This is a genomic window from Salmonella sp. SAL04157, assembly GCF_046551635.1.
Classification (GTDB): Bacteria; Pseudomonadota; Gammaproteobacteria; order Enterobacterales; family Enterobacteriaceae; genus Salmonella; species Salmonella enterica.
In genome coordinates this window covers 1-23399 of the sequence record NZ_JBGDVS010000020.1, presented here as the reverse complement: position 1 = coordinate 23399, position 23399 = coordinate 1, and the positions used below count along the sequence as shown (strand labels likewise).

The 23399-nt window shown below is 53.7% G+C and carries 21 protein-coding genes, 2 pseudogenes and 1 riboswitch; of the genes and pseudogenes, 9 read left to right on the top strand and 14 right to left on the bottom strand.

Annotation, left to right across the window (positions count from 1 at the left end; translation table 11 throughout):
- Positions 1–22: 22 nt before the first annotated feature.
- Genes nfi through nudC form a run of 3 tightly spaced genes read right to left on the bottom strand, consistent with a single transcriptional unit; the run spans position 23 to position 2582 of the window.
- A complete protein-coding gene (nfi, locus tag ACLJRE_RS23305) occupies positions 23–694 on the bottom strand; it encodes a deoxyribonuclease V (protein ID WP_000362362.1) in 672 nt (223 codons plus the stop codon).
- Between the two features lie 9 nt (positions 695–703).
- Positions 704–1768 (bottom strand): uroporphyrinogen decarboxylase, encoded by a 1065-nt coding sequence (hemE, locus tag ACLJRE_RS23300; RefSeq protein WP_000137620.1) that lies wholly within the window; start codon positions 1766–1768, stop codon positions 704–706.
- A 40-nt stretch (positions 1769–1808) separates the two neighbouring features.
- Positions 1809–2582 carry an NAD(+) diphosphatase gene (nudC, locus tag ACLJRE_RS23295; protein ID WP_000373963.1) on the bottom strand — a complete coding sequence of 258 codons (774 nt, stop codon included), beginning with the start codon at positions 2580–2582 and terminating at the stop codon, positions 1809–1811.
- A 92-nt stretch (positions 2583–2674) separates the two neighbouring features.
- Between nudC and ACLJRE_RS23290 the strand changes: the two genes are divergently transcribed.
- From ACLJRE_RS23290 to thiH, 7 genes are all read left to right on the top strand, one after another.
- Entirely contained in the window at positions 2675–3163 is a 489-nt protein-coding gene (locus ACLJRE_RS23290) for an Rsd/AlgQ family anti-sigma factor (RefSeq protein ID WP_000934322.1), read from the top strand.
- A gap of 52 nt (positions 3164–3215) precedes the next feature.
- A riboswitch (TPP riboswitch) is annotated at positions 3216–3440 on the top strand.
- Between the two features lie 86 nt (positions 3441–3526).
- Positions 3527–5422 (top strand): phosphomethylpyrimidine synthase ThiC, encoded by a 1896-nt coding sequence (gene thiC / locus ACLJRE_RS23285; protein WP_023212142.1) that lies wholly within the window; start codon positions 3527–3529, stop codon positions 5420–5422.
- On the top strand, positions 5422–6057 hold the full coding sequence (thiE, locus tag ACLJRE_RS23280; protein WP_023212141.1) for a thiamine phosphate synthase: 636 nt from the start codon (positions 5422–5424) through the stop codon (positions 6055–6057). The genes thiC and thiE overlap by 1 nt, the downstream gene beginning before the upstream one ends.
- A complete protein-coding gene (locus tag ACLJRE_RS23275; RefSeq protein ID WP_023212140.1) occupies positions 6050–6808 on the top strand; it encodes a HesA/MoeB/ThiF family protein in 759 nt (252 codons plus the stop codon). Before thiE ends, ACLJRE_RS23275 begins: the two co-directional genes overlap by 8 nt.
- Positions 6789–6989 (top strand): sulfur carrier protein ThiS, encoded by a 201-nt coding sequence (gene thiS / locus ACLJRE_RS23270; RefSeq protein ID WP_001529312.1) that lies wholly within the window; start codon positions 6789–6791, stop codon positions 6987–6989. The genes ACLJRE_RS23275 and thiS overlap by 20 nt, the downstream gene beginning before the upstream one ends.
- Position 6990: 1 nt before the next feature.
- On the top strand, positions 6991–7761 hold the full coding sequence (gene thiG / locus ACLJRE_RS23265; protein WP_023212139.1) for a thiazole synthase: 771 nt from the start codon (positions 6991–6993) through the stop codon (positions 7759–7761).
- Positions 7758–8891 carry a 2-iminoacetate synthase ThiH gene (gene thiH / locus ACLJRE_RS23260; protein WP_023212138.1) on the top strand — a complete coding sequence of 378 codons (1134 nt, stop codon included), beginning with the start codon at positions 7758–7760 and terminating at the stop codon, positions 8889–8891. Before thiG ends, thiH begins: the two co-directional genes overlap by 4 nt.
- Before the next feature lie 153 nt (positions 8892–9044).
- Here the strand turns inward: thiH and ACLJRE_RS23255 are convergent.
- Positions 9045–9229, bottom strand: a pseudogene (locus ACLJRE_RS23255) (hypothetical protein); the annotation flags it as partial.
- Here ACLJRE_RS23255 and ACLJRE_RS23250 point away from each other — a divergent pair.
- A pseudogene (locus ACLJRE_RS23250) lies at positions 9212–9319 on the top strand (IS481 family transposase); the annotation flags it as partial. The pseudogenes ACLJRE_RS23255 and ACLJRE_RS23250 sit on opposite strands and share 18 nt — an antisense overlap.
- 321 nt (positions 9320–9640) lie before the next feature.
- Complete coding sequence (locus tag ACLJRE_RS23245) at positions 9641–9985, top strand: hypothetical protein (protein WP_031607738.1); 345 nt, start codon at positions 9641–9643, stop codon at positions 9983–9985.
- Between the two features lies 1 nt (position 9986).
- Here ACLJRE_RS23245 and ACLJRE_RS23240 read toward each other — a convergent pair whose 3' ends face one another.
- The 10 genes from ACLJRE_RS23240 to ACLJRE_RS23195 form a co-directional block, all read right to left on the bottom strand.
- Positions 9987–10313: a hypothetical protein gene (locus ACLJRE_RS23240; protein ID WP_001663249.1), complete on the bottom strand. Its 327-nt coding sequence runs from the start codon at positions 10311–10313 to the stop codon at positions 9987–9989.
- Positions 10314–10354: 41 nt separating this feature from the next.
- Positions 10355–14578 (bottom strand): DNA-directed RNA polymerase subunit beta', encoded by a 4224-nt coding sequence (gene rpoC, locus ACLJRE_RS23235; RefSeq protein WP_410957608.1) that lies wholly within the window; start codon positions 14576–14578, stop codon positions 10355–10357.
- Between the two features lie 76 nt (positions 14579–14654).
- Entirely contained in the window at positions 14655–18683 is a 4029-nt protein-coding gene (gene rpoB, locus ACLJRE_RS23230; protein WP_000263105.1) for a DNA-directed RNA polymerase subunit beta, read from the bottom strand.
- A 317-nt stretch (positions 18684–19000) separates the two neighbouring features.
- Positions 19001–19366, bottom strand: coding sequence for a 50S ribosomal protein L7/L12 (rplL, locus tag ACLJRE_RS23225; protein WP_000028882.1), 366 nt, complete (start codon positions 19364–19366; stop codon positions 19001–19003).
- 66 nt (positions 19367–19432) lie between these two features.
- A complete protein-coding gene (rplJ, locus tag ACLJRE_RS23220) occupies positions 19433–19930 on the bottom strand; it encodes a 50S ribosomal protein L10 (RefSeq protein ID WP_001207203.1) in 498 nt (165 codons plus the stop codon).
- Between the two features lie 415 nt (positions 19931–20345).
- Positions 20346–21050, bottom strand: coding sequence for a 50S ribosomal protein L1 (gene rplA / locus ACLJRE_RS23215; RefSeq protein WP_001096676.1), 705 nt, complete (start codon positions 21048–21050; stop codon positions 20346–20348).
- A 3-nt stretch (positions 21051–21053) separates the two neighbouring features.
- Complete coding sequence (rplK, locus tag ACLJRE_RS23210) at positions 21054–21482, bottom strand: 50S ribosomal protein L11 (RefSeq protein ID WP_001085925.1); 429 nt, start codon at positions 21480–21482, stop codon at positions 21054–21056.
- Between the two features lie 157 nt (positions 21483–21639).
- Positions 21640–22185: a transcription termination/antitermination protein NusG gene (gene nusG / locus ACLJRE_RS23205; RefSeq protein ID WP_001287521.1), complete on the bottom strand. Its 546-nt coding sequence runs from the start codon at positions 22183–22185 to the stop codon at positions 21640–21642.
- A gap of 1 nt (position 22186) precedes the next feature.
- On the bottom strand, positions 22187–22570 hold the full coding sequence (gene secE / locus ACLJRE_RS23200; RefSeq protein ID WP_001275691.1) for a preprotein translocase subunit SecE: 384 nt from the start codon (positions 22568–22570) through the stop codon (positions 22187–22189).
- Positions 22571–22799: 229 nt separating this feature from the next.
- On the bottom strand, positions 22800–23399 hold a 600-nt coding region (locus ACLJRE_RS23195), incomplete at its 5' end, for an EF-Tu/IF-2/RF-3 family GTPase (protein WP_149005424.1).

Sequence of the window (23399 nt, the reverse complement as noted above, 5' to 3'; positions counted from 1 at the left end):
AATTAGCGGCAGTTTACCTGAATCAGCGCTGAATTTCTTGCCAACGAATAAACGCCGGACGCCCGGAAGCGACGGCATCCGCCCAGCGCGTCGGCTCCGGCAGGCGATACCCTTTCATACAACGCTGTACCCACGCCAGCGCGCTGTCAGTACTGACCCGGTGCCCCGTCGCGATAAACAGCGGATTACAGCGCGCCTTGCTGCGCCATACCCACGCCAGTTGCTCGCCTTTATCCATTAAGGGGCTAAGTGCGCCAGGTTCGGTGGAAAGTGGTTCAAATTTACCGCATAGCCGTTTTTTCGCTACACCGATGGTTGGCACGTCCACCAACAGTCCAAAATGACTGGCGACGCCAAGCCGACGCGGATGCGAAATACCGTGACCGTCCACAAACAGCAAATCGGGCTTTTGCGAGAGCTGTTCCCACGCCGCCAGCAGCGCAGGATATTCACGAAAAGAGAGAAAGCCGGGGATATACGGCATAGTGGTGGCAATACGCGCCACCTTGTACTCTACCAGTTCAAGCGACGGATATTTCAGCAATACCATCGCCGCCCGCGTCACCTCGCCGCCCTGCTCAAAACCGACGTCCGCCCCGCCGATAAACGCTGGCGGATCTTTGTCCAACCGATCTTCGCGGCAAACCGATGAAGCAAGTTCTATCTGTTGAGCGCGTAGCGACGCGAGATCCATACTAACTCCTTAGCTGTGATACTGCGCAGAAAGTCGGTGCACTGCCTCCACAAATGCGCCAGCATGTTCTGGCGGCACATCCTGATGGATGCCATGTCCAAGGTTAAAGACGTGCCCTTCTCCCTGACCGAAACCAGCAAGTATAGTCGCTACCTCGTCTTCGATCCGTGCCGGCGGCGCATACAGCATCGAGGGGTCCATATTGCCCTGCAACGCCACTTTATGGCCAACGCGACGGCGCGCATCGGCGATATCTGTCGTCCAGTCGAGACCCAGCGCGTCGCAGCCGGTTTCCGCCATCGCCTCCAGCCACTGACCGCCACCTTTGGTGAACAGCGTTACCGGCACGCGGCGACCGTCGTTTTCACGCAGCAGGCCATCGACGATTTTATGCATGTAGTAGAGGGAGAACTGCTGGTAATCGCGGCCAGTCAGCACGCCGCCCCAAGTGTCGAAAATCATCACCGACTGCGCGCCCGCTTTGATTTGCGCGTTGAGGTACAGCGTGACGCTTTTCGCCAACTTATCCAGCAGCAGATGCAACGCCTGCGGGTCAGCGTACATCATCTTTTTAATCACCGTGAAGGCTTTGCTACTGCCGCCTTCCACCATGTAAGTCGCCAGCGTCCACGGGCTACCGGAGAAGCCGATCAGCGGAACCTCGCCTTTTAGTTCGCGGCGAATCGTACGCACTGCATTCATCACATAACCCAGTTCATCTTCCGGATCGGGAATGGGCAGCTTATCGACATCGGCTTTGCAGGTGACAGGAGCCGTAAAGCGCGGGCCTTCCCCGGCTTCAAAATAGAGCCCCAGGCCCATCGCGTCCGGAATCGTCAGGATATCCGAGAAAAGGATCGCCGCATCAAGCGGATAACGGCGCAGCGGCTGTAAAGTGACCTCGCAGGCCAGTTCGGCATTTTTGCACAGCGACATAAAATCGCCCGCCTGAGCGCGAGTGGCTTTGTACTCCGGTAGATAACGGCCCGCCTGGCGCATCATCCACACTGGCGTAACATCAACGGGCTGGCGCAGCAGCGCACGTAGATAACGATCGTTTTTGAGTTCGGTCATTTTTACATTCCTTTAGCGTTGATGCGCCCAGTGTAACATGTCAATCATATTCAGCCCGACACATTGCCACCGTATCTTCGATCAAACGGCGCGCGACGGTGCCCGGCGGCGGCAGTAGCGGCAGATCGTCATAACGGTACCAATTTGCTTCCAACAGCTCTTTCGGGTCGATGACGATATCGCCGCTGTCGTACTCCGCCATGAAAGCGGTCATCAGCGACTGCGGGAAAGGCCACGGCTGGGAAGTCACATAGCGCAGATTTTTCACCCTAATGCCGCTCTCCTCCATTACCTCTCGCGCGACCGCCTGTTCTAAGGTTTCGCCGACTTCAACAAACCCGGCCAGTACCGTATGCACGCCGTTGCGGTGGCGAACATGCCGGGCAAGTAGAATAGAATCCTCACGGCGAATGGCAACAATAATGCAGGGGGCGATTTGCGGGTAGTAACGCTCGCGGCAATGGCTGCACAGCATCGCCCATTCGGTTTTACTCGGGTGCATAGGGTGCCCGCAATAGCCGCAAAATTTATGCGACCGATAAAACTCCGCCAACTGTACGCCACGTCCCGCCAGTTGGAATAGCCCTGCATCCTGATCGATAACCTGGCGAACCGATCCCATATCATGACGTCGATGCTGTAACACCAGCCAGACGGGCTCGCCTTGCCATTCACCTATCCGGAGTGCGCGCTGCCCCACAAGATCGAAATTTGCCGCCAGCCCGTGTGGTAATTCCCCATACGGCAACCATAATTTTTGTTCATGGCTGACGATCCACCAGCCACTCTCTAATTTTTCAATTATACGATCCATAGCTCTTGCACTACCTTTGCTTCACTGGCATGTTGTTAACATTATTTTTACATTCATGGCGAGCAGCCTTTATCTAACTTGCGGAGACAATCATGCTAAACCAGCTGGAAACCCTGACGGAGCGCGTTGGCGGAAGCAACAAACTGGTCGATCGCTGGCTGGATGTACGTAAGCACCTGCTCGTGGCTTACTACAACCTGGTTGGCATTAAGCCTGGCAAAGAATCGTACATGCGGCTGAATGAAAAAGCGCTGGATGATTTTTGTCAGAGCCTGGTCGATTACCTTTCCGCCGGGCACTTCAGTATTTATGAACGTATTCTCCATAAATTGGAAGGAAACGGTCAGCTTTTACATGCGGCAAAAATCTGGCCGCTGCTGGAAGATAATACACAGCGCATTATGGATTATTACGACACCAGCCTGGAAACTGCCATCGATCACGATAATTGTCTCGAATTTCAACAAGCTCTGTCAGATATCGGCGAAGCGCTGGAAGCCCGCTTTGTGCTGGAAGACAAGCTGATTATGCTGGTGTTTGACGCGATGCACGACGGCGCCAGAGTCAAACGTCCTGCTTGAGTTCTGCGCGAGTAACGGGTAGTTTACTTCAGCCCCCTCTTCGGAGGGGCGGTTATCTTGTCGGAGTGCTAATTTTCCACAAAAGCGTTCGTGATGCGTCAAGGCGGCAAGTCGGTGAATCTCCAGGAGCTTACATAAGTAAGTGACTGGAGTGAGCGGACGAAGCCAACGAAGAGGCAGCGCGAAGGATGAAGTGGAAAAGGCTGAGACCGTTAATTCGGGATCCGCGGAACCTGATCAGGTTAATACCTGCGAAGGGAACAAGAGTAATTCTGCTTTATGCTGCTGCCTTTACGGGCGGCGCACATCCATTACTCCATCCGTCGTCTGACAAGCCACGTCCTTAATTTTTTGGAATGAGCTATGTCTACAACAACGTTAACCCGCCGCGAGCAGCGCGCTAAAGCCCAGCATTTTATCGATACGCTGGAAGGCACCGCATTTCCCAACTCGAAACGCATCTACGTGACCGGTTCGCAGCATGATATTCGCGTACCGATGCGCGAAATTCAACTTAGCCCGACATTGATCAGCGGAACGAAAGACCATCCGCAGTATGAAGAAAATGAAGCGATTCCGGTATATGACACCTCCGGCCCATACGGTGATCCTGATGTGGCGATTAATGTCCAGCAGGGGCTGGCGAAACTACGCCAGCCGTGGATTGAAGCACGGGCTGATGTAGAAACGCTTTCTGACCGCAGTTCTGCCTATACCCGCGAACGCCTGACAGATGAAGGACTTGACGCATTACGCTTTACCGGTCTGTTAACGCCAAAACGCGCCAAAGCCGGACACTGCGTGACGCAACTTCATTATGCCCGCCAGGGGATCGTCACTCCCGAAATGGAGTTCATCGCCATCCGTGAAAACATGGGCCGCGAGCGCATTCGCAGTGAAGTACTGCGCCACCAGCATCCCGGAGAAAGCTTCGGCGCGCGCCTGCCGGAGAACATCACCCCGGAATTCGTGCGTGATGAAGTCGCCGCGGGCCGCGCGATTATTCCCGCCAACATCAACCACCCGGAATCCGAGCCGATGATTATCGGCCGCAACTTCCTGGTCAAAGTGAATGCCAACATCGGTAACTCGGCGGTCACCTCCTCCATCGAAGAAGAGGTGGAGAAGCTGGTGTGGTCAACCCGCTGGGGCGCGGATACGGTAATGGACCTTTCCACCGGGCGCTATATTCACGAAACCCGTGAGTGGATCCTGCGTAATAGCCCAGTACCAATCGGCACGGTGCCGATCTACCAGGCGCTGGAAAAGGTCAACGGGATCGCCGAGGATCTTACCTGGGAAGCCTTCCGCGACACGCTGCTGGAGCAGGCCGAACAGGGCGTCGACTATTTCACTATTCACGCGGGCGTGCTGCTGCGTTACGTGCCGATGACCGCCAAGCGCCTGACCGGCATTGTCTCGCGCGGCGGTTCAATCATGGCGAAGTGGTGCCTCTCGCATCACAAAGAGAACTTCCTGTTCGAACATTTCCGCGAGATTTGTGAAATCTGCGCCGCCTACGACGTTTCCCTGTCGCTGGGCGACGGCCTGCGACCGGGATCGATTCAGGACGCCAACGACGAAGCGCAGTTCTCCGAGCTGCATACGCTGGGCGAGCTGACCAAAATCGCCTGGGAATACGACGTGCAGGTGATGATTGAAGGCCCGGGCCACGTGCCGATGCATATGATTCAGCGCAACATGACCGAAGAGCTGGAGCACTGCCATGAAGCGCCGTTCTACACCTTAGGGCCGCTGACTACCGATATCGCGCCGGGCTATGACCACTTCACCTCCGGCATTGGCGCGGCGATGATCGGCTGGTTCGGCTGTGCGATGCTGTGTTACGTCACGCCGAAAGAGCATCTCGGCCTGCCAAACAAAGAAGATGTGAAGCAGGGGCTGATCACCTACAAGATCGCCGCCCACGCCGCTGACTTAGCCAAAGGGCATCCGGGCGCGCAGATTCGCGATAACGCGATGTCGAAAGCGCGCTTTGAATTCCGCTGGGAGGATCAGTTTAACCTCGCGCTCGACCCGTTCACCGCCCGCGCCTGGCACGATGAAACCCTGCCACAGGAGTCCGGCAAAGTGGCGCACTTTTGCTCGATGTGCGGGCCGAAATTCTGCTCAATGAAAATCAGCCAGGAAGTTCGTGATTACGCCGCCGCGCAAACTATTGAAGTCGGGATGGCGGATATGTCGGAAAACTTCCGCGCCAAAGGCGGCGAAATCTATCTCAAGCGGGAGGAAGTCTGATGTATCAGCCTGATTTCCCGACCGTGCCGTTCCGTCTCGGACTTTACCCGGTGGTGGACAGCGTGGCATGGATTGAGCGCCTGCTGGAGGCGGGCGTGCGCACGATCCAGTTGCGTATCAAAGATAAACGCGATGAAGAGGTGGAAGCGGATGTTATCGCCGCCATCGCGCTGGGGCGTCGTTATGACGCCCGGCTGTTTATCAACGATTACTGGCGTCTGGCAATTAAGCACCGCGCTTACGGCGTGCATCTGGGCCAGGAAGATCTCGAAACCACCGACCTGGAGGCGATTCAGGCGGCGGGGCTACGCCTGGGCGTATCGACTCACGATGATATGGAGATAGACATCGCGCTCGCCGCTAAGCCTTCTTATATCGCGCTGGGTCATGTCTTCCCCACGCAAACCAAGCAGATGCCTTCCGCCCCGCAGGGGCTGGCGCAGCTGGCCAGTCATATTGAACGACTGGCGGATTACCCGACCGTGGCAATTGGCGGCATCAGCCTTGAACGCGCTCCGGCGGTGCTGGCGACCGGCGTCGGCAGTATTGCCGTGGTCAGCGCCATCACCCAGGCCGCCGACTGGCGCGCCGCTACGCAACAATTACTTGCAATCGCAGGAGTCGGCGATGAATGACCGTGACTTTATGCGCTACAGCCGCCAGATCCTGCTCGCCGATATCGCCATTGAAGGCCAGCAACAGCTGCTCGATAGCCATGTATTGATTGTCGGCTTAGGCGGATTGGGTTCGCCTGCCGCGCTGTATCTGGCGGGAGCAGGCATCGGCACACTGACGCTGGCGGATGATGACGATGTTCATCTGAGCAATCTCCAGCGGCAAATTCTGTTCACCACCGACGATATCGCTCGTTCGAAATCACAGGTTGCCCGGCAGCGCCTGACGCGGCTCAACCCGGATATCGAACTGGTGTCGCTCCAACAGCGGCTGCAAGGCGAGGCGATCCGACATGCGGTCGCGCGTGCCGACGTAGTGCTCGACTGTACCGACAACATGACCACGCGCCAGGAAATTAACGCCGCCTGCGTGGCGCTCAACACACCGCTCATCACCGCCAGCGCTGTCGGCTTTGGCGGCCAACTGATGGTGCTCACGCCGCCGTGGGAACAAGGCTGTTACCGCTGCCTGTGGTCAGATGATGTCGAGCCTGAACGCAACTGCCGTACCGCTGGCGTGCTCGGACCGGTTGTTGGCGTGATGGGCACTTTGCAGGCGCTGGAGGCGATTAAATTACTCAGCGGTATTGAGACGCCCAGTGGAGAGCTACGCCTCTTTGACGGTAAAACCAGCCAGTGGCGCAGCCTGGCGCTGCATCGCGCCAGCGGCTGTCCGGTCTGCGGAGGGCAACATGCAGATTCAGTTCAATGATGAACCGATGCAGTGCGCCGAAGGGCAAACCGTCAGTGAGCTGCTTGCTGCGCTTAATCAGCTTAAACCGGGCGTGGCGCTGGCGCTCAATCAGCAGATCCTGCCACGCGAGCAATGGCGGCAACATATCGTGCAGGAAGGCGACCAGATCCTGCTTTTTCACGTTATAGCAGGAGGTTGAGATGTTACGTATTGCCGACAAAACGTTTAATTCACATCTGTTCACCGGCACCGGAAAATTTGCTTCGTCGCAGCTGATGGTCGAGGCGATTCGCGCCTCCGGCAGCCAGTTGGTGACGCTGGCGATGAAGCGCGTGGATTTACGTCAGCACAACGACGCTATCCTGGCGCCGCTCATTGCAGCGGGCGTCACGCTGCTGCCCAATACTTCAGGGGCGAAAACTGCCGAAGAGGCGATTTTCGCCGCCCAACTGGCGCGTGAAGCGCTGGGTACCCACTGGCTGAAATTAGAAATCCACCCGGACGCCCGCTGGCTATTGCCGGACCCGATTGAAACGCTAAAAGCCGCCCAGGCACTGGTGAAACAGGGTTTTGTGGTGCTGCCCTACTGCGGCGCGGATCCGGTGTTGTGCAAGCGGCTGGAAGAGGTCGGCTGCGCGGCGGTGATGCCGCTTGGCGCGCCTATCGGTTCGAATCAGGGGCTGGAAACCAAAGCGATGCTGGAGATTATTATCCAGCAGTCCACCGTACCGGTGGTGGTCGACGCCGGGATCGGCGTCCCCAGCCACGCGACGCAAGCGCTGGAAATGGGCGCTGATGCGGTGCTGGTTAACACCGCGATTGCCGTGGCGGACGATCCGGTGATGATGGCAACCGCTTTCCGTCTGGCGGTGGAAGCCGGATTACTGGCGCGCCAGGCGGTGCCGGGTAATCGTAGCCCCTACGCCAGCGCCACCAGCCCGCTCACCGGATTTCTGGAGGCGTTAGCATGAAAACCTTCACCGATCGCTGGCGGCAACTGGAGTGGGACGATATTCGCCTGCGCATCAACGGTAAAACCGCCACTGACGTGGAATGTGCGCTTAACACTCCACAGCTTAGCCGGGACGATTTGATGGCGCTGCTCTCCCCCGCCGCCGCCGATTATCTGGAACCGATGGCGCAGCGCGCGCAAAAACTTACCCGCCAGCGCTTTGGCAACACCGTCAGTTTCTATGTGCCGCTTTATCTCTCGAACCTGTGCGCCAACGACTGTACCTACTGCGGTTTCTCGATGAGCAACCGCATTAAGCGTAAAACGCTGGATGAGGTGGATATTCAAAGGGAGTGCGATGCTATCCGTAAACTGGGCTTTGAGCATCTGTTGCTGGTGACTGGCGAACATCAGGCCAAAGTAGGCATGGACTATTTTCGTCGTCATTTACCGGCTATCCGCCGTCAATTTTCATCATTACAGATGGAAGTCCAGCCCTTGTCGCAAGAAAACTATGCGGAGCTCAAAACGCTGGGGATCGATGGCGTGATGGTTTATCAGGAAACTTACCATGAGGCAATCTATGCACAGCATCACCTGAAGGGAAAGAAACAGGACTTTTTCTGGCGGCTGGAAACGCCGGATCGGTTAGGTCGGGCAGGTATCGACAAAATCGGTCTTGGCGCGCTGATTGGGCTTTCTGACAGTTGGCGGGTGGACTGCTATATGGTGGCGGAACATCTGTTGTGGATGCAGAAACACTACTGGCAGAGTCGCTATTCTGTTTCCTTCCCGCGTCTGCGTCCGTGTACTGGCGGTGTGGAACCCGCATCTGTGATGGATGAAAAGCAACTGGTGCAAACGATTTGCGCTTTCCGGTTATTGGCGCCGGAAATTGAATTATCACTCTCCACCCGCGAATCGCCGTGGTTTCGCGATAACGTGATCCCGTTGGCGATCAACAACGTTAGCGCCTTCTCGAAAACCCAGCCCGGTGGCTACGCTGACGATCATCCAGAACTGGAGCAGTTTTCTCCCCACGATGCCCGTCGGCCTGAAGCCGTAGCAAGCGCGTTAAGCGCGCAAGGGTTACAGCCCGTCTGGAAAGACTGGGACAGTTGGCTGGGGCGCGCTTCGCAAATGCGGTGAACCCGTATGTAAACGCATTAGTATTTCACAAGCGAGTACGTAATGTGAAAAACGGGAGATTGTTATCGACCTCCCGTTTTTTTATTTTGTCATCGTCAGCAACGGAAGCTGACCAGGGCAAAGTATCCCTTCCTCATTTTTGCCCAGCCTTCTCCCCTTCATCAGTAATTGACGACCGGGGGCTGGCCACTGGATTATCGAAATAGCGGTGAACTTGAAGTTTTTGGGCAGCGTTCCTGACTGTAATTTCTCTGGCGGCCCTCTTCCAACCGTGTCTGCTGATCGTTTTTGTCCATAAAATGATGCCCCAGAACAACGGGAATCAGGGGCGAACCCATCAGGGAAAAATGTGTTGCGGCCGAACGCCGATGGTAACGTTACTTGATGGAAAACGCATCTGGGCTGAGAAAAATTTAAGCCAGATGTAATCTGACAGATATCTGTATAAATAACCGGTAACTGTCAGATCAGGTCTGAGATAATACATATCATTTTACCTATACGCACTACATCCTCGGACATCTGGGATTGGTGTATTGTCCGATTATAAAGTCGTCTGTGTGTTTTTTCGGCCTAAAGACCTTAATGGAATTAAATACTCCATTTAATAATTTAAAATGTCACGCGTAAACAATCAATAAACCAGGTTTATCATTTAATGTATGAACAGCAGGCATTTTATAATAGCGGACCAATAGACTTTAATAAGTTAGATTTATGGGATAAATTTAAAGTCACATTTGGATTCAATGTTACAGAAAAAACCAAACCCAATGGTAAAAAATTTCAATTTTGAGTATTGTGGATTCTCTACTTTTATTATGCCGGTTGATGGCGTTGGCGGGATTTTAGCAAAGTGGTTCTCAAAAAAACATAATGTAAGTGTCCCAACGCCTTATACATTCGGGCAGGCCCCCATTCCTGGCGTCAATCTTTATCGTAATACAAAAGCAAAATTTGTTATGGCTAACGGCGGTAATAGTCTTCCCTGTGCGATGGCAAAATATAATGCAAAAACTGGACAATTTATTCATATAAACAGTGATAATGAGTTTTCACCAATAATACGAGAAACAAGAGTCATAAAAAAATAATTTATTTATTCATTAAATTTATAATTACAGATAAAATCAAGAGCCAGCATGGCATTGAAAAATAAAATACGGCTTTTTTATCCGCGCTGATTTTGACTCGATGAAGAATAACGGTGGCGACAATAATAATAAGACAATAAATAAATATCAGTAATGATTTATGGTGAAGTATATATAACGATAGAAACAATAAAAAAGCGGACAGAACGTTTGAAATGGTTATCTTTTTTGTAAATACCAAAAGACTAAACATCAAATAGATTAATGAAATAATCGCTGGCATTTTCTTTCCTTGTAGGCAAGCGACCCGGAATTCGGCATCCAGCATGAAGCTGGTGGAGGGATAAATACCCCTCCACCATTTAACGATTACTCGTTATCAGAACCGCCCAGACCTGCGTTCAGCAGTTCTACCAGGCTGGCAGATGCATCTTCTGCAGTCACCTGCGGTGTTGCTGGCTGCTCGCCCGCGGCGCGACGGCGCATACGATCCTGGTGGTACGCATAACCGGTACCGGCCGGAATCAGACGACCCACGATAACGTTCTCTTTCAGGCCGCGCAGTTCGTCGCGTTTGCCCGCAACGGCTGCTTCGGTCAGGACACGCGTGGTCTCCTGGAACGATGCGGCAGAGATGAACGATTCGGTTGCCAGAGACGCTTTGGTGATACCCAGCAGATCGCGGGAGAAGGTAGCCCCCACTTTGCCGTTCGCTTCCAGCTCGCGGTTAGCGATCTTGACGCGAGAGTATTCAACCTGTTCGCCTTCCAGGAAGTCGGAACTACCGGCGCTTTCGATGGTCGCTTTACGCAGCATCTGACGAACGATAACTTCGATGTGTTTATCGTTAATCTTAACGCCCTGCAGACGGTATACATCCTGGACTTCGTTAACGATGTAACGCGTCACAGCATGAACGCCACGCAGACGCAGAATGTCGTGCGGCGCTTCCGGACCATCGGAAATCACATCACCACGTTCTACACGTTCCCCTTCGAACACGTTGAGCTGACGCCATTTCGGAATCATCTCTTCGTACGGGTCACTACCATCAACCGGCGTAATCACCAGACGACGTTTGCCTTTGGTTTCTTTACCGAAGGAAACGATACCTGCGATTTCAGCAAGGATTGCCGGCTCTTTCGGACGACGCGCTTCGAACAGGTCCGCAACGCGCGGCAGACCACCGGTGATATCCTTGGTACCGCCGGATTCCTGCGGAATACGCGCCAGGGTGTCACCAGAACTGATCTGTACGCCATCTTCCAGCTGTACAATCGCTTTACCCGGCAGGAAGTACTGCGCAGGCATATCGGTACCCGGGATCAGAACGTCATTACCCTGAGCATCAACGATTTTCAGCGCCGGACGCAGATCCTTACCACCAGTAGTACGTTCAGCCGAATCCAGAACCACCAGCGAAGACAAACCGGTCAGCTCGTCGGTCTGACGCGTAATGGTCTGACCGTCGATCATGTCAGTGAAGCGGATGAAACCACTCACTTCGGTGATAACCGGCATGGTGTGCGGGTCCCAGTTTGCCACGGTTTCGCCGCCGGCAACCTGCTCGCCATCACCTTTCGCCATGACAGCGCCATAAGGCACTTTATAGCTCTCTTTGGTACGACCGAATTCGTCGATCAGCTTCAGTTCGGTGTTACGGGAAGTGATAACCAGTTTACCGCTGGAGTTCACAACCGACTTCACGTTGCTGAGCTTGATGCTACCTTTGTTTTTCACCTGAATGCTGGATTCAGCAGCCGCACGCGATGCTGCACCACCGATGTGGAACGTACGCATCGTCAGCTGGGTACCCGGTTCACCGATGGACTGTGCCGCGATAACGCCGATAGCTTCACCTTTGTTGATGATGTGGCCACGCGCCAGGTCACGACCATAGCAGTGCGCACATACACCAAAGTCGGTGTCGCAGGATACAACGGAACGCACTTTAACGGCGTCAACGGAGTTTGCTTCCAGCAGGTCACACCACTGTTCGTGCAGCAGCGTGTTGCGTGGAACCAGAATGTCCGCGGTACCCGGTTTCAGCACATCTTCCGCCGTCACACGACCCAGAACGCGGTCACGCAGCGGCTCTTTCACGTCGCCACCCTCGATAACCGGGGTCATCAGGATACCTTCGTGCGTACCACAGTCATCTTCGGTCACCACCAGATCCTGCGCGACGTCAACCAGACGACGGGTCAGATAACCGGAGTTCGCAGTTTTCAGTGCGGTATCCGCCAGACCTTTACGCGCACCGTGGGTGGAGATGAAGTACTGGAGTACGTTCAGACCTTCACGGAAGTTCGCGGTGATTGGCGTTTCGATGATGGAGCCATCCGGCTTCGCCATCAGACCACGCATACCAGCAAGCTGACGAATCTGTGCCGCAGAACCACGCGCACCGGAGTCGGCCATCATGTAGATGCTGTTGAAGGAGACCTGCTGCTCTTCCTGGCCGTCACGGTTAATCACGGTTTCGGTTTGCAGGTTATCCATCATCGCTTTGGATACACGATCGTTCGCCGCAGCCCAGATATCGATAACTTTGTTATAGCGTTCGCCAGCGGTTACCAGACCGGACTGGAACTGCTCCTGGATCTCAGCAACTTCAGCTTCCGCCTCAGAGATGATCTCGTGTTTTTTCTCCGGGATGACCATGTCATCAATACCAACGGACGCACCTGAACGCGCTGCATAAGCAAAGCCGGTGTACATCGTCTGGTCCGCAAAAATAACGGTCGGTTTCAGGCCCAGAATACGGTAGCAAGTGTTCAGCATTTTGGAGATCGCTTTCTTGCCCAGCGCCTGGTTGACGATGGAGAAAGGCAGACCTTTCGGTACGATCATCCACAGAATGGCGCGACCAACGGTCGTGTCTTTCAGGCTGGTGTGCGCAACGAATTCGCCGTTTTCATCTTTTTCATATTCAGTGATACGCACTTTAACGCGCGCATGCAGAGAGGCCAGACCTGCGCGATAGATACGCTCAGCTTCTTTCGGGCCAGTCAGCACCATGCCTTCGCCTTTGGCGTTAACACAGTCACGGGTCATGTAGTACAGACCCAATACCACGTCCTGAGACGGAACGATGATAGGTTCACCGTTCGCCGGAGACAGGATGTTGTTGGTAGACATCATCAGCGCACGCGCTTCCAGCTGGGCTTCCAGCGTCAGCGGTACGTGAACAGCCATCTGGTCACCATCGAAGTCGGCGTTATAGGCCGCACAAACCAGCGGGTGCAGCTGGATAGCTTTACCTTCGATCAGTACCGGTTCAAAGGCCTGGATACCCAGACGGTGCAGAGTCGGCGCACGGTTCAGCAGTACCGGGTGTTCGCGGATCACTTCGTCCAGGATATCCCAAACGACAGCTTCTTCGCGCTCAACCATTTTCTTCGCGGCTTTGATGGTGGTGGCAAGGCCACGCAATTCCAGTTTGCCGTAGATGAACGGTTTGAACAGCTCCAGCGCCATTTTCTTCGGCAGACCGCACTGGTGCAGACGCAGGTATGGACCTACGGTGATAACAGAACGACCGGAGTAGTCAACACGCTTACCGAGCAGGTTCTGACGGAAACGACCCTGTTTACCTTTGATCATGTCGGCCAAAGATTTCAGAGGACGCTTGTTAGAACCGGTGATCGCACGACCGCGACGACCGTTATCCAGCAGGGCGTCAACCGCTTCCTGCAGCATACGTTTTTCGTTGCGTACGATGATGTCCGGCGCAGCCAGATCCAGCAGACGTTTCAGACGGTTGTTACGGTTAATGACGCGACGATACAGATCGTTCAGATCTGACGTGGCGAAACGACCACCATCCAGCGGAACCAGCGGACGCAGATCTGGCGGCAGAACCGGCAGAACGGTCAGGATCATCCACTCTGGCTTGTTGCCAGACTGTACGAAGGCTTCCAGCAGTTTGATACGCTTGGTCAGCTTTTTACGCTTGGTTTCGGAGTTGGTTTCGTTCAGCTCTTCGCGCAGAGTTTCACACTCTTGCTCCAGATCCATGCTCTTCAGCAGGGCCTGGATAGCTTCCGCACCCATCTTCGCGTCGAATTCGTCACCGAACTCTTCCAGCGCGTCCAGATACTGCTCTTCAGTCAGGATCTGTTGACGTTCCAGGTTGGTCATACCGCCTTCGATAACCACATAAGATTCGAAGTACAGTACGCGTTCGATATCGCGCAGCGGCATATCGAGCAGCAGACCGATACGGGACGGCAGCGATTTCAGGAACCAGATGTGAGCAGTCGGAGACGCCAGCTCGATGTGGCCCATACGCTCACGGCGTACTTTGGTCTGGGTCACTTCAACGCCGCACTTCTCACAAATAACACCACGGTGTTTCAGGCGCTTGTACTTACCGCACAGGCACTCGTAGTCTTTTACCGGCCCAAAGATACGGGCGCAGAAAAGGCCGTCACGCTCAGGTTTGAACGTACGGTAGTTGATGGTTTCCGGCTTTTTAACTTCACCGAAAGACCATGAACGGATCATGTCTGGCGAAGCCAGAGCAATTTTGATCGCATCAAACTCTTCGGTTTTAGTCTGCGCTTTCAGAAACTTTAATAAATCTTTCACGGATTTGCTCCCGTCGGAGTTAGCACAATCTGGTGTCGGGTTTTACCCCGACACCAGTGACCTGTTTGAGCGAGAATTACTCGTCTTCCAGTTCGATGTTGATGCCCAGCGAGCGGATCTCTTTCAACAGAACGTTGAAGGATTCCGGCATACCCGGTTCCATCTGATGGTTGCCGTCCACGATGTTCTTATACATCTTAGTACGGCCGTTCACGTCATCAGACTTAACGGTGAGCATTTCCTGCAGGGTGTAGGCGGCGCCGTAAGCTTCCAGCGCCCACACTTCCATCTCCCCGAAGCGCTGACCACCGAACTGCGCCTTACCACCCAGCGGCTGCTGAGTAACCAGGCTGTAAGAACCGGTAGAACGCGCATGCATCTTGTCATCAACCAGGTGGTTCAGTTTCAGCATGTACATGTAACCGACGGTTACCGGACGTTCGAACTGTTCACCCGTACGGCCATCGAACAGGGTGATCTGACCGGAGGTCGGCAGATCGCCCAGTTTCAGCAGCTCTTTGATTTCCGCTTCTTTCGCACCGTCGAACACTGGTGTGGCAATCGGCATACCTTTACGCAGGTTTTCTGCCAGACGCAGCACTTCATCATCGCTGAAGGTGCTCAGGTCGACTTTCTGACGAACGTCGGCGCCCAGATCGTAGGCACGCTGGATGAATTCGCGCAGTTTCGCGACTTCCTGCTGCTGTTTCAGCATGGCGTTAATCTTGTCGCCAATACCTTTCGCAGCCATACCCAGGTGGGTTTCCAGAATCTGACCAATGTTCATACGAGACGGTACGCCCAGCGGGTTCAGTACGATGTCTACCGGCGTGCCGTTTTCATCGTAAGGCATGTCTTCGATCGGGTTGATCTTAGAGATAACACCCTTGTTACCGTGACGACCTGCCATCTTATCACCCGGCTGGATACGGCGTTTAACGGCCAGATAGACCTTCACGATCTTCAGCACGCCCGGCGCCAGATCGTCGCCCTGGGTGATTTTACGGCGCTTCGCTTCAAGTTTTTTCTCGAACTCGTGTTTCAGTTCGTCATACTGCTCAGCCAGTTGTTCCAGCTGATTTTGTTTCTCTTCGTCGGTCAGACCGAGTTCCAGCCAGCGGTCGCGCGGCAGTTTGTCGAGCTTCTCAGCTTCAACGCCGCCGGACACCAGCACCGCACGGATACGGCTAAACAGGCCCGCTTCGAGGATTTGCAGTTCTTCAGACAGGTCTTTTTTCGCCTGCTTGAGCTGCATCTCTTCGATTTCCAGAGCACGTTTGTCTTTTTCTACGCCATCGCGAGTAAAGACCTGAACGTCGATAACCGTACCGGAGACACCGTTAGGTACGCGCAGAGAAGAGTCTTTAACGTCAGACGCTTTCTCACCGAAGATCGCACGCAGCAGTTTCTCTTCCGGCGTCAGCTGGGTTTCACCTTTCGGCGTCACCTTACCGACCAGAATGTCACCGCCGGTCACTTCCGCGCCGATGTAAACGATACCGGATTCATCCAGTTTGGAGAGCGCAGCTTCACCCACGTTCGGGATATCAGCGGTGATCTCTTCCGGCCCTAGCTTGGTGTCACGGGACACGCACGCCAGTTCCTGAATGTGGATGGTGGTGAAACGGTCTTCCTGGACAACACGCTCGGATACGAGGATGGAGTCTTCGAAGTTGTAGCCGTTCCACGGCATGAACGCCACGCGCATGTTCTGACCGAGCGCCAGTTCACCGAGGTCGGTGGACGGACCGTCTGCCAGCACGTCGCCGCGTTCAACCGGCTCGCCCAGAGACACACATGGCATCTGGTTGATACAGGTGTTCTGGTTAGAGCGGGTGTATTTGGTCAGGTTATAGATGTCGATACCCGCTTCGCCCGGGTACATCTCGTCTTCGTTAACTTTGATAACGATACGGGATGCATCCACGTACTGAACAGTACCGCCACGTTTAGCTACTGCAGTAACACCGGAGTCGACGGCGACAGCACGTTCCATACCGGTACCCACCAGCGGCTTATCAGCACGCAGAGTCGGAACCGCCTGACGTTGCATGTTCGCACCCATCAATGCACGGTTGGCGTCATCGTGTTCCAGGAACGGGATCAGGGACGCACCGACGGAGACCACCTGCTGGGTGGAAACGTCCATGTAGTCAACCTGGTCACGGCTGAACAAGCTGGATTCGCCTTTGCTACGGCAGGTAACCAGATCTTCTACAAAGTGGCCTTCGTCATCCAGGTTGGAGTTCGCCTGAGCGATAACGTAGTTGCCTTCTTCGATAGCAGACAGGTAATGAATTTCGTCAGTGACCACGCCATCAACCACACGACGGTACGGCGTCTCAAGGAAGCCATATTCGTTAGTCTGTGCGTACACGGACAGGGAGTTGATCAGACCGATGTTCGGACCTTCCGGCGTTTCGATTGGACATACGCGACCGTAGTGCGTCGGGTGTACGTCTCGAACTTCGAAGCCTGCGCGTTCGCGGGTCAGACCGCCTGGGCCGAGTGCGGAGATACGACGTTTGTGCGTAATCTCAGACAGCGGGTTGTTCTGGTCCATAAACTGAGACAGCTGGCTGGAACCAAAGAACTCTTTCACTGCCGCGGAAATCGGCTTGGCGTTGATCATATCCTGAGGCATCAGGGTATCCAGATCGCCCAGAGACAGACGCTCTTTCACCGCACGCTCTACACGCACCAAGCCAACGCGGAACTGGTTTTCCGCCATTTCGCCGACGGAACGGATACGACGGTTGCCGAGGTGGTCGATATCATCCACTTCGCCTTTACCGTTACGGATATCGATGAGCTTCTTCATGACATCAATGATGTCGTCTTTGCTCAGGATACCGGAACCTTCGATTTCGTCGCGCAGCAGAGAACGGTTGAACTTCATACGACCCACCGCAGACAGGTCATAGCGGTCTTCGGAGAAGAACAGGTTCTCGAACAGGCTTTCAGCCGCTTCACGAGTCGGCGGCTCACCAGGGCGCATCATGCGGTAGATTTCTACCAGCGCGCTCAGACGATCGTTAGTTGGGTCGACGCGTACCGTTTCAGAAATGTACGGGCCGTGGTCCAGATCGTTGGTAAACAGCGTTTCGATACGCTTGTGGCCGGACTGGCTCAGTTTAGCCAGCAGATCCAGGCTCAGCTCCATGTTCGCCGCGCAGATCAGCTCGCCAGTGGATTCGTCAACGTAGTCTTTAGAGACGACTTTGCCTGCGATGTACTCAACCGGAACTTCGATATGCTTGATATCGTCTTTTTCCAGCTGACGGATGTGACGCGCGGTAATGCGACGACCTTTTTCAACGTACACTTTGCCGTTAGCTTCGATATCGAACGACGCAGTTTCGCCGCGCAGACGTTCTGGAATCAGCTCCATCTGCAGCTTGTTGTCGCGAATTTCGAAGACGACTTTCTCAAAGAACAGGTCAAGGATCTGCTCAGTGGTGTAGTTCAGCGCACGCAGGATGATGGTCGCAGGCAGTTTACGGCGACGGTCGATACGCACGAACAGGTTGTCCTTCGGATCGAATTCGAAGTCCAGCCAGGAACCACGGTAAGGAATGATGCGCGCGTTATACAGCACTTTACCCGAAGAGTGGGTTTTACCTTTGTCGGAGTCAAAGAAGACGCCCGGACTACGGTGCAGCTGAGAAACAATAACACGCTCAGTACCGTTGATAACAAAGGTACCGTTGTCGGTCATGAGCGGAATTTCGCCCATGTAGACTTCTTGTTCTTTAATGTCTTTAACGGTGCCTTCCGGCGCTTCGCGCTCGTAGATCACCAGACGCAGTTTTACGCGCAGCGGTGCGGAATAGGTCACGCCACGGATCTGACATTCCTGAACGTCAAACACCGGTTCGCCAAGGCGGTAGCTGACGTACTGCAGCTCGGAATTACCGCTGTAGCTCTGAATCGGGAACACGGAACGGAAGGCTGCTTCCAGGCCGTACTGCCCTTCAGGATCTTGCTCGATAAACTTCTGAAACGAGTCAAGCTGGATAGAAAGGAGATAAGGTACATCCAGAACTTGTGGACGTTTACCAAAATCCTTACGAATACGTTTTTTCTCGGTATAGGAGTAAACCATAGGGTTCCTCAGCTCGCTGACAAGTCGACCCATCTGTCCTGCGGGGGACAGTTTGTGCAACACTATTTTGTTGACCGGAAAATGGATACTTTCCGCAATGCCTGTTGCTATCACGCTTAAACCATTTCATTGCGATTTACACAGAACGTACGCTCTGTCGCAGTATATTAAGTCGTCGATAGAAACAAGCATTGAAAGGCACAGCAGTAGTCAAACAGTGTGAAACGCTACTGGCGCCTTACAGCGCAAAAAGGCTGGTGACTAAAAAGTCACCAGCCATCAGCCTGATTTCTCAGGCTGCAACCGGAAGGGTTGGCTTATTTAACTTCAACTTCAGCGCCAGCTTCTTCCAGAGATTTTTTCAGTGCTTCAGCGTCATCTTTGCTCACGCCTTCTTTCAGAGCGGCCGGAGCAGATTCTACCAGGTCTTTAGCTTCTTTCAGACCCAGGCCAGTTGCGCCACGTACTGCTTTGATAACAGCAACTTTGTTAGCGCCAGCAGCTTTCAGAATTACGTCGAATTCAGTTTTTTCTTCAGCAGCTTCAGCCGGGCCAGCAGCTACAGCGACAGCAGCAGCAGCGGAAACACCGAATTTTTCTTCCATTGCAGAAATCAGTTCTACAACGTCCATTACGGACATAGCGGATACTGCTTCAATGATTTGATCTTTAGTGATAGACATTTAAATTGTTCCTGAATATCAGAATAAGTTTATACGTAAGCAAATGCTTGATAAAGACAACTGCGATTACGCAGCTTCTTTTGCATCGCGTACAGCAGCCAGTGTGCGAACCAGTTTGCCAGCCGAAGCTTCTTTCATGGTTGCCATCAGGCGTGCAATTGCTTCTTCGTAGGTCGGCAGAGTTGCCAGGCGGTCGATCTGAGACGCCGGGATCAGCTCACCTTCAAAGGCTGCAGCTTTGACCTCAAATTTTGCATTCGCTTTCGCGAACTCTTTGAACAGACGAGCAGCAGCGCCCGGGTGTTCCATAGAGTATGCAATCAGGGTCGGACCAACAAACGTGTCTTTCAGGCACTCGAACTGAGTACCTTCAACGACGCGACGCAGCAGGGTGTTACGAACAACACGCATGTATACGCCAGCTTCACGACCTGCTTTACGCAGTTCAGTCATTTTATCTACAGTTACGCCACGGGAATCCGCAACTACTGCAGACAGCGCGCCTTTGGCTACTTCGCTGACTTCAGCAACAATCGCTTGTTTGTCTTGAAGATTTAAAGCCATTAGCTTTGCTCCTGGATGTTTGCCGGAACTCATGTTCCGGAACTCACTTCACTCATCTCAACGAGAAGAGCGTCTTAATACGGTGAGCAGAAACAAGCCAGAGTATCAAAAATAATCTTAGCGTTCTGTCACCGTCTACGCAGGGGATTAAGCCTCTTGCGAGACGCCTGCGGTCTTCGACGGAGGCCTGGATAGGCCAGGCTCCAACGAACAAATCTTTTCTATCCGTCGCTATTCAGCTTGTGGCGGCGTTGGCTTCCTTCGTTCGCACCAGTCACATAGTTAGCTATGCTCCTGGCGACTCACTCAGTTGCCGCCTTACCACAACCCGAATATCTCGGATATACGTCTGCAACTAGCAGAATACGTGGGGGTAAGATTGTAGACAAAATCACCGCCCACGTAAAGACTAATCTTAGTTCGCAGATGCGCTCAGACCAGCCTGATCAACGGCAACGCCAGCACCCATGGTGGTGGAGATGCTAACTTTCTTGATGTACACGCCTTTCGCCTGGCTCGGTTTTGCTTTTTTCAGCGCAACCAGCAGAGCTTCCAGGTTTTCTTTCAGTTTGTCAGCGTCAAAGTCCACTTTACCGATGGTGGTGTGGATGATGCCGTTTTTGTCGTTACGGTAACGAACCTGACCTGCTTTAGCGTTCTTAACCGCTTCAGCAACGTTCGGCGTTACGGTACCGACTTTCGGGTTTGGCATCAGGCCGCGCGGACCCAGAACCTGGCCCAGTTGGCCAACAACGCGCATTGCATCCGGGGATGCGATAACAACGTCGAAGTTCATTTCGCCTTTCTTGATCTGGTCAGCCAGATCTTCCATACCTACCAGCTCAGCGCCAGCAGCTTTAGCTGCTTCAGCGTTCGGGCCCTGGGTAAATACGGCAACGCGAACAGAACGGCCAGTACCGTGCGGCAGTACAGTCGCGCCACGAACGTTCTGGTCAGATTTACGAGCATCGATGCCGAGGTTAACGGCAACGTCAACGCTTTCGTTGAATTTAGCAGTGGCCAGCTCTTTCAGCAGGGCAATAGCTTCGTTGATGTCGTACTGTTTGGTCGCATCAACTTTTTCACGGATCACGCGCATACGCTTGGTCAGTTTAGCCATTTCTTAGTCCTCCACTACCAGGCCCATGGAACGTGCAGTACCTTCGATGGAGCGAATCATCGCTTCAATGTCGGCACCAGTCATGTCGGCAGCTTTGGTCTGCGCGATTTCCTGCAGCTGAGCGCGGGAAATTTTACCTACTTTGTCTTTGTTCGGCTTGCCGGAACCAGACTTGATACCAGCCGCTTTTTTCAGCAGAACAGCTGCCGGAGGCGTTTTGGTAACGAAGGTGAAAGAACGGTCAGCGTAAACGGTAATAACAACCGGAATCGGCAGACCTTTTTCGATGGAATCCGTTTTTGCGTTGAACGCTTTGCAGAATTCCATGATGTTCACACCCTGCTGACCCAGTGCTGGACCAACCGGCGGACTCGGGTTCGCCATACCAGCTGCAACCTGCAGCTTGACGTAGGCTTGTACTTTCTTAGCCATTCTAAATTCCTCGAATTGGGTAGTATCGCTTCAAAGAAGCTCCCCGTGATAAATATCGCTTTATGGGCATAAGGCCCATAAAAACAAAAGGCGCGAAATTGTATGTCAATTTCGCGCCCTATGCAACGATTAGATCGCTGCTTTTTTGATCGCAGCCTTACGCTTTCTCAACCTGGCTGAAGTCCAGCTCTACCGGGGTCGCACGACCGAAGATAGAAACAGACACTTTCAGGCGAGACTTCTCATAATCGACTTCTTCGACAACGCCGTTAAAGTCTGCGAACGGACCGTCGTTAACACGAACCATTTCACCCGGTTCAAACAGAGTTTTCGGCCGCGGCTTATCGCCAACCTGCTGCAGGCGGTTCATGATCGCATCGACTTCTTTGTCGCTGATCGGCGCCGGACGGTCTGACGTACCGCCGATAAAGCCCATCACACGCGGCACGCTGCGCACCAGGTGCCAGCTTGCGTCGTTCATGACCATCTGGACCAGAACGTAACCCGGGAAGAATTTGCGTTCGCTTTTGCGACGCTGGCCGCCACGGATCTCAACGACTTCTTCAGTCGGCACCATGACTTCGCCAAACAGCTCTTCCATATTGTGTAATTTGATATGCTCGCGCAGCGATGTGGCTACGCGGCCTTCAAAACCGGAAAACGCCTGAACGACGTACCAGCGCTTTTTAGGTGCTTCAGACATCTCAGAACCTCAGGCCAGTGATAAAGGATACCAGGCGAACCAGAATACCATCCAGTCCCCACAGGATCAGTGACATAACTGCGGTAACCGCAGCGACGATCAGCGTGGTGTGCAGCGTTTCCTGGCGAGTCGGCCAAATGACCTTACGGACTTCGGTTCTCGCTTCACGGGCAAAAGCAACGGTTGCTTTACCTTTTGTCGTCAACAGCGCGACACCACCCGCTGCAGCAATCAGAATTACTACGGCCAGCGCACGCAGCGGCAGCATCATGTCGCGATAGAGGTAGTTGCCGACGATTGCGACGATCAGCAATATGGCAACAACTATCCACTTCATCGCTTCCAGGCCGCGCCCGCTCCCTTGAGCTTCGGTATTCGCACTCATAAACCAACCTGTCAGAAGTATTCTACAAACATTTTCACCCCGCAATCGCGAGGCAATCCAAATCGAAACGCTTATTCGCCTTTCGGATTATACGCCCTCTACAGAGCCTGTCTCAGCAATGATTATGACAAATAAAATCACTGATGAGCCAGGTTCTGGTGTGAAAGCGTGCAAAAAGGGCATCAAATGATGCCCTTTTATTGCGCATTGCGTCAAATGTTATCAGCGATTAGCCGAGAACTTTAGCAACAACGCCCGCGCCAACGGTACGGCCGCCTTCACGGATTGCGAAACGCAGACCGTCGTCCATTGCGATCGGGTGGATCAGGGTAACAACCATTTTGATGTTGTCGCCCGGCATTACCATCTCTACGCCTTCCGGCAGTTCAATGGTACCAGTCACGTCAGTAGTACGGAAGTAGAACTGCGGACGGTAGCCTTTGAAGAACGGAGTATGACGGCCGCCTTCATCTTTGGACAGAATGTACACTTCAGATTCGAACTTGGTGTGCGGCTTGATGGTGCCCGGCTTAGCCAGTACCTGACCACGTTCGATTTCTTCACGTTTGATACCACGCAGCAGAACACCTACGTTCTCACCGGCACGGCCTTCGTCCAGCAGTTTGCGGAACATTTCAACGCCAGTACAGGTAGACTTCTGAGTCTCTTTGATACCAACGATTTCAACTTCTTCGCCCACTTTGATGATACCGCGTTCTACACGACCGGTAACAACGGTACCACGACCGGAAATGGAGAATACGTCTTCGATCGGCAGCAGGAACGGCTTGTCAATCGCACGCTCTGGTTCCGGGATGTAAGAATCCAG

Excerpts from the sequence above, each read along its gene's own strand:
- hemE (WP_000137620.1), bottom strand. The coding sequence starts at position 1,768 with ATGACCGAACTCAAAAACGATCGTTATCTACGTGCGCTGCTGCGCCAG.
- ACLJRE_RS23240 (WP_001663249.1), bottom strand. The coding sequence starts at position 10,313 with ATGCTGGATGCCGAATTCCGGGTCGCTTGCCTACAAGGAAAGAAAATG.
- thiE (WP_023212141.1), top strand. The coding sequence starts at position 5,422 with ATGTATCAGCCTGATTTCCCGACCGTGCCGTTCCGTCTCGGACTTTAC.
- thiC (WP_023212142.1), top strand. The coding sequence starts at position 3,527 with ATGTCTACAACAACGTTAACCCGCCGCGAGCAGCGCGCTAAAGCCCAG.
- ACLJRE_RS23245 (WP_031607738.1), top strand. The coding sequence starts at position 9,641 with ATGTTACAGAAAAAACCAAACCCAATGGTAAAAAATTTCAATTTTGAG.
- thiG (WP_023212139.1), top strand. The coding sequence starts at position 6,991 with ATGTTACGTATTGCCGACAAAACGTTTAATTCACATCTGTTCACCGGC.
- rpoB (WP_000263105.1), bottom strand. The coding sequence starts at position 18,683 with ATGGTTTACTCCTATACCGAGAAAAAACGTATTCGTAAGGATTTTGGT.
- thiS (WP_001529312.1), top strand. The coding sequence starts at position 6,789 with ATGCAGATTCAGTTCAATGATGAACCGATGCAGTGCGCCGAAGGGCAA.
- nfi (WP_000362362.1), bottom strand. The coding sequence starts at position 694 with ATGGATCTCGCGTCGCTACGCGCTCAACAGATAGAACTTGCTTCATCG.
- secE (WP_001275691.1), bottom strand. The coding sequence starts at position 22,570 with ATGAGTGCGAATACCGAAGCTCAAGGGAGCGGGCGCGGCCTGGAAGCG.
- rplJ (WP_001207203.1), bottom strand. The coding sequence starts at position 19,930 with ATGGCTTTAAATCTTCAAGACAAACAAGCGATTGTTGCTGAAGTCAGC.
- thiH (WP_023212138.1), top strand. The coding sequence starts at position 7,758 with ATGAAAACCTTCACCGATCGCTGGCGGCAACTGGAGTGGGACGATATT.
- nusG (WP_001287521.1), bottom strand. The coding sequence starts at position 22,185 with ATGTCTGAAGCACCTAAAAAGCGCTGGTACGTCGTTCAGGCGTTTTCC.
- rplL (WP_000028882.1), bottom strand. The coding sequence starts at position 19,366 with ATGTCTATCACTAAAGATCAAATCATTGAAGCAGTATCCGCTATGTCC.
- rplA (WP_001096676.1), bottom strand. The coding sequence starts at position 21,050 with ATGGCTAAACTGACCAAGCGTATGCGCGTGATCCGTGAAAAAGTTGAT.
- ACLJRE_RS23275 (WP_023212140.1), top strand. The coding sequence starts at position 6,050 with ATGAATGACCGTGACTTTATGCGCTACAGCCGCCAGATCCTGCTCGCC.
- ACLJRE_RS23290 (WP_000934322.1), top strand. The coding sequence starts at position 2,675 with ATGCTAAACCAGCTGGAAACCCTGACGGAGCGCGTTGGCGGAAGCAAC.
- rplK (WP_001085925.1), bottom strand. The coding sequence starts at position 21,482 with ATGGCTAAGAAAGTACAAGCCTACGTCAAGCTGCAGGTTGCAGCTGGT.
- nudC (WP_000373963.1), bottom strand. The coding sequence starts at position 2,582 with ATGGATCGTATAATTGAAAAATTAGAGAGTGGCTGGTGGATCGTCAGC.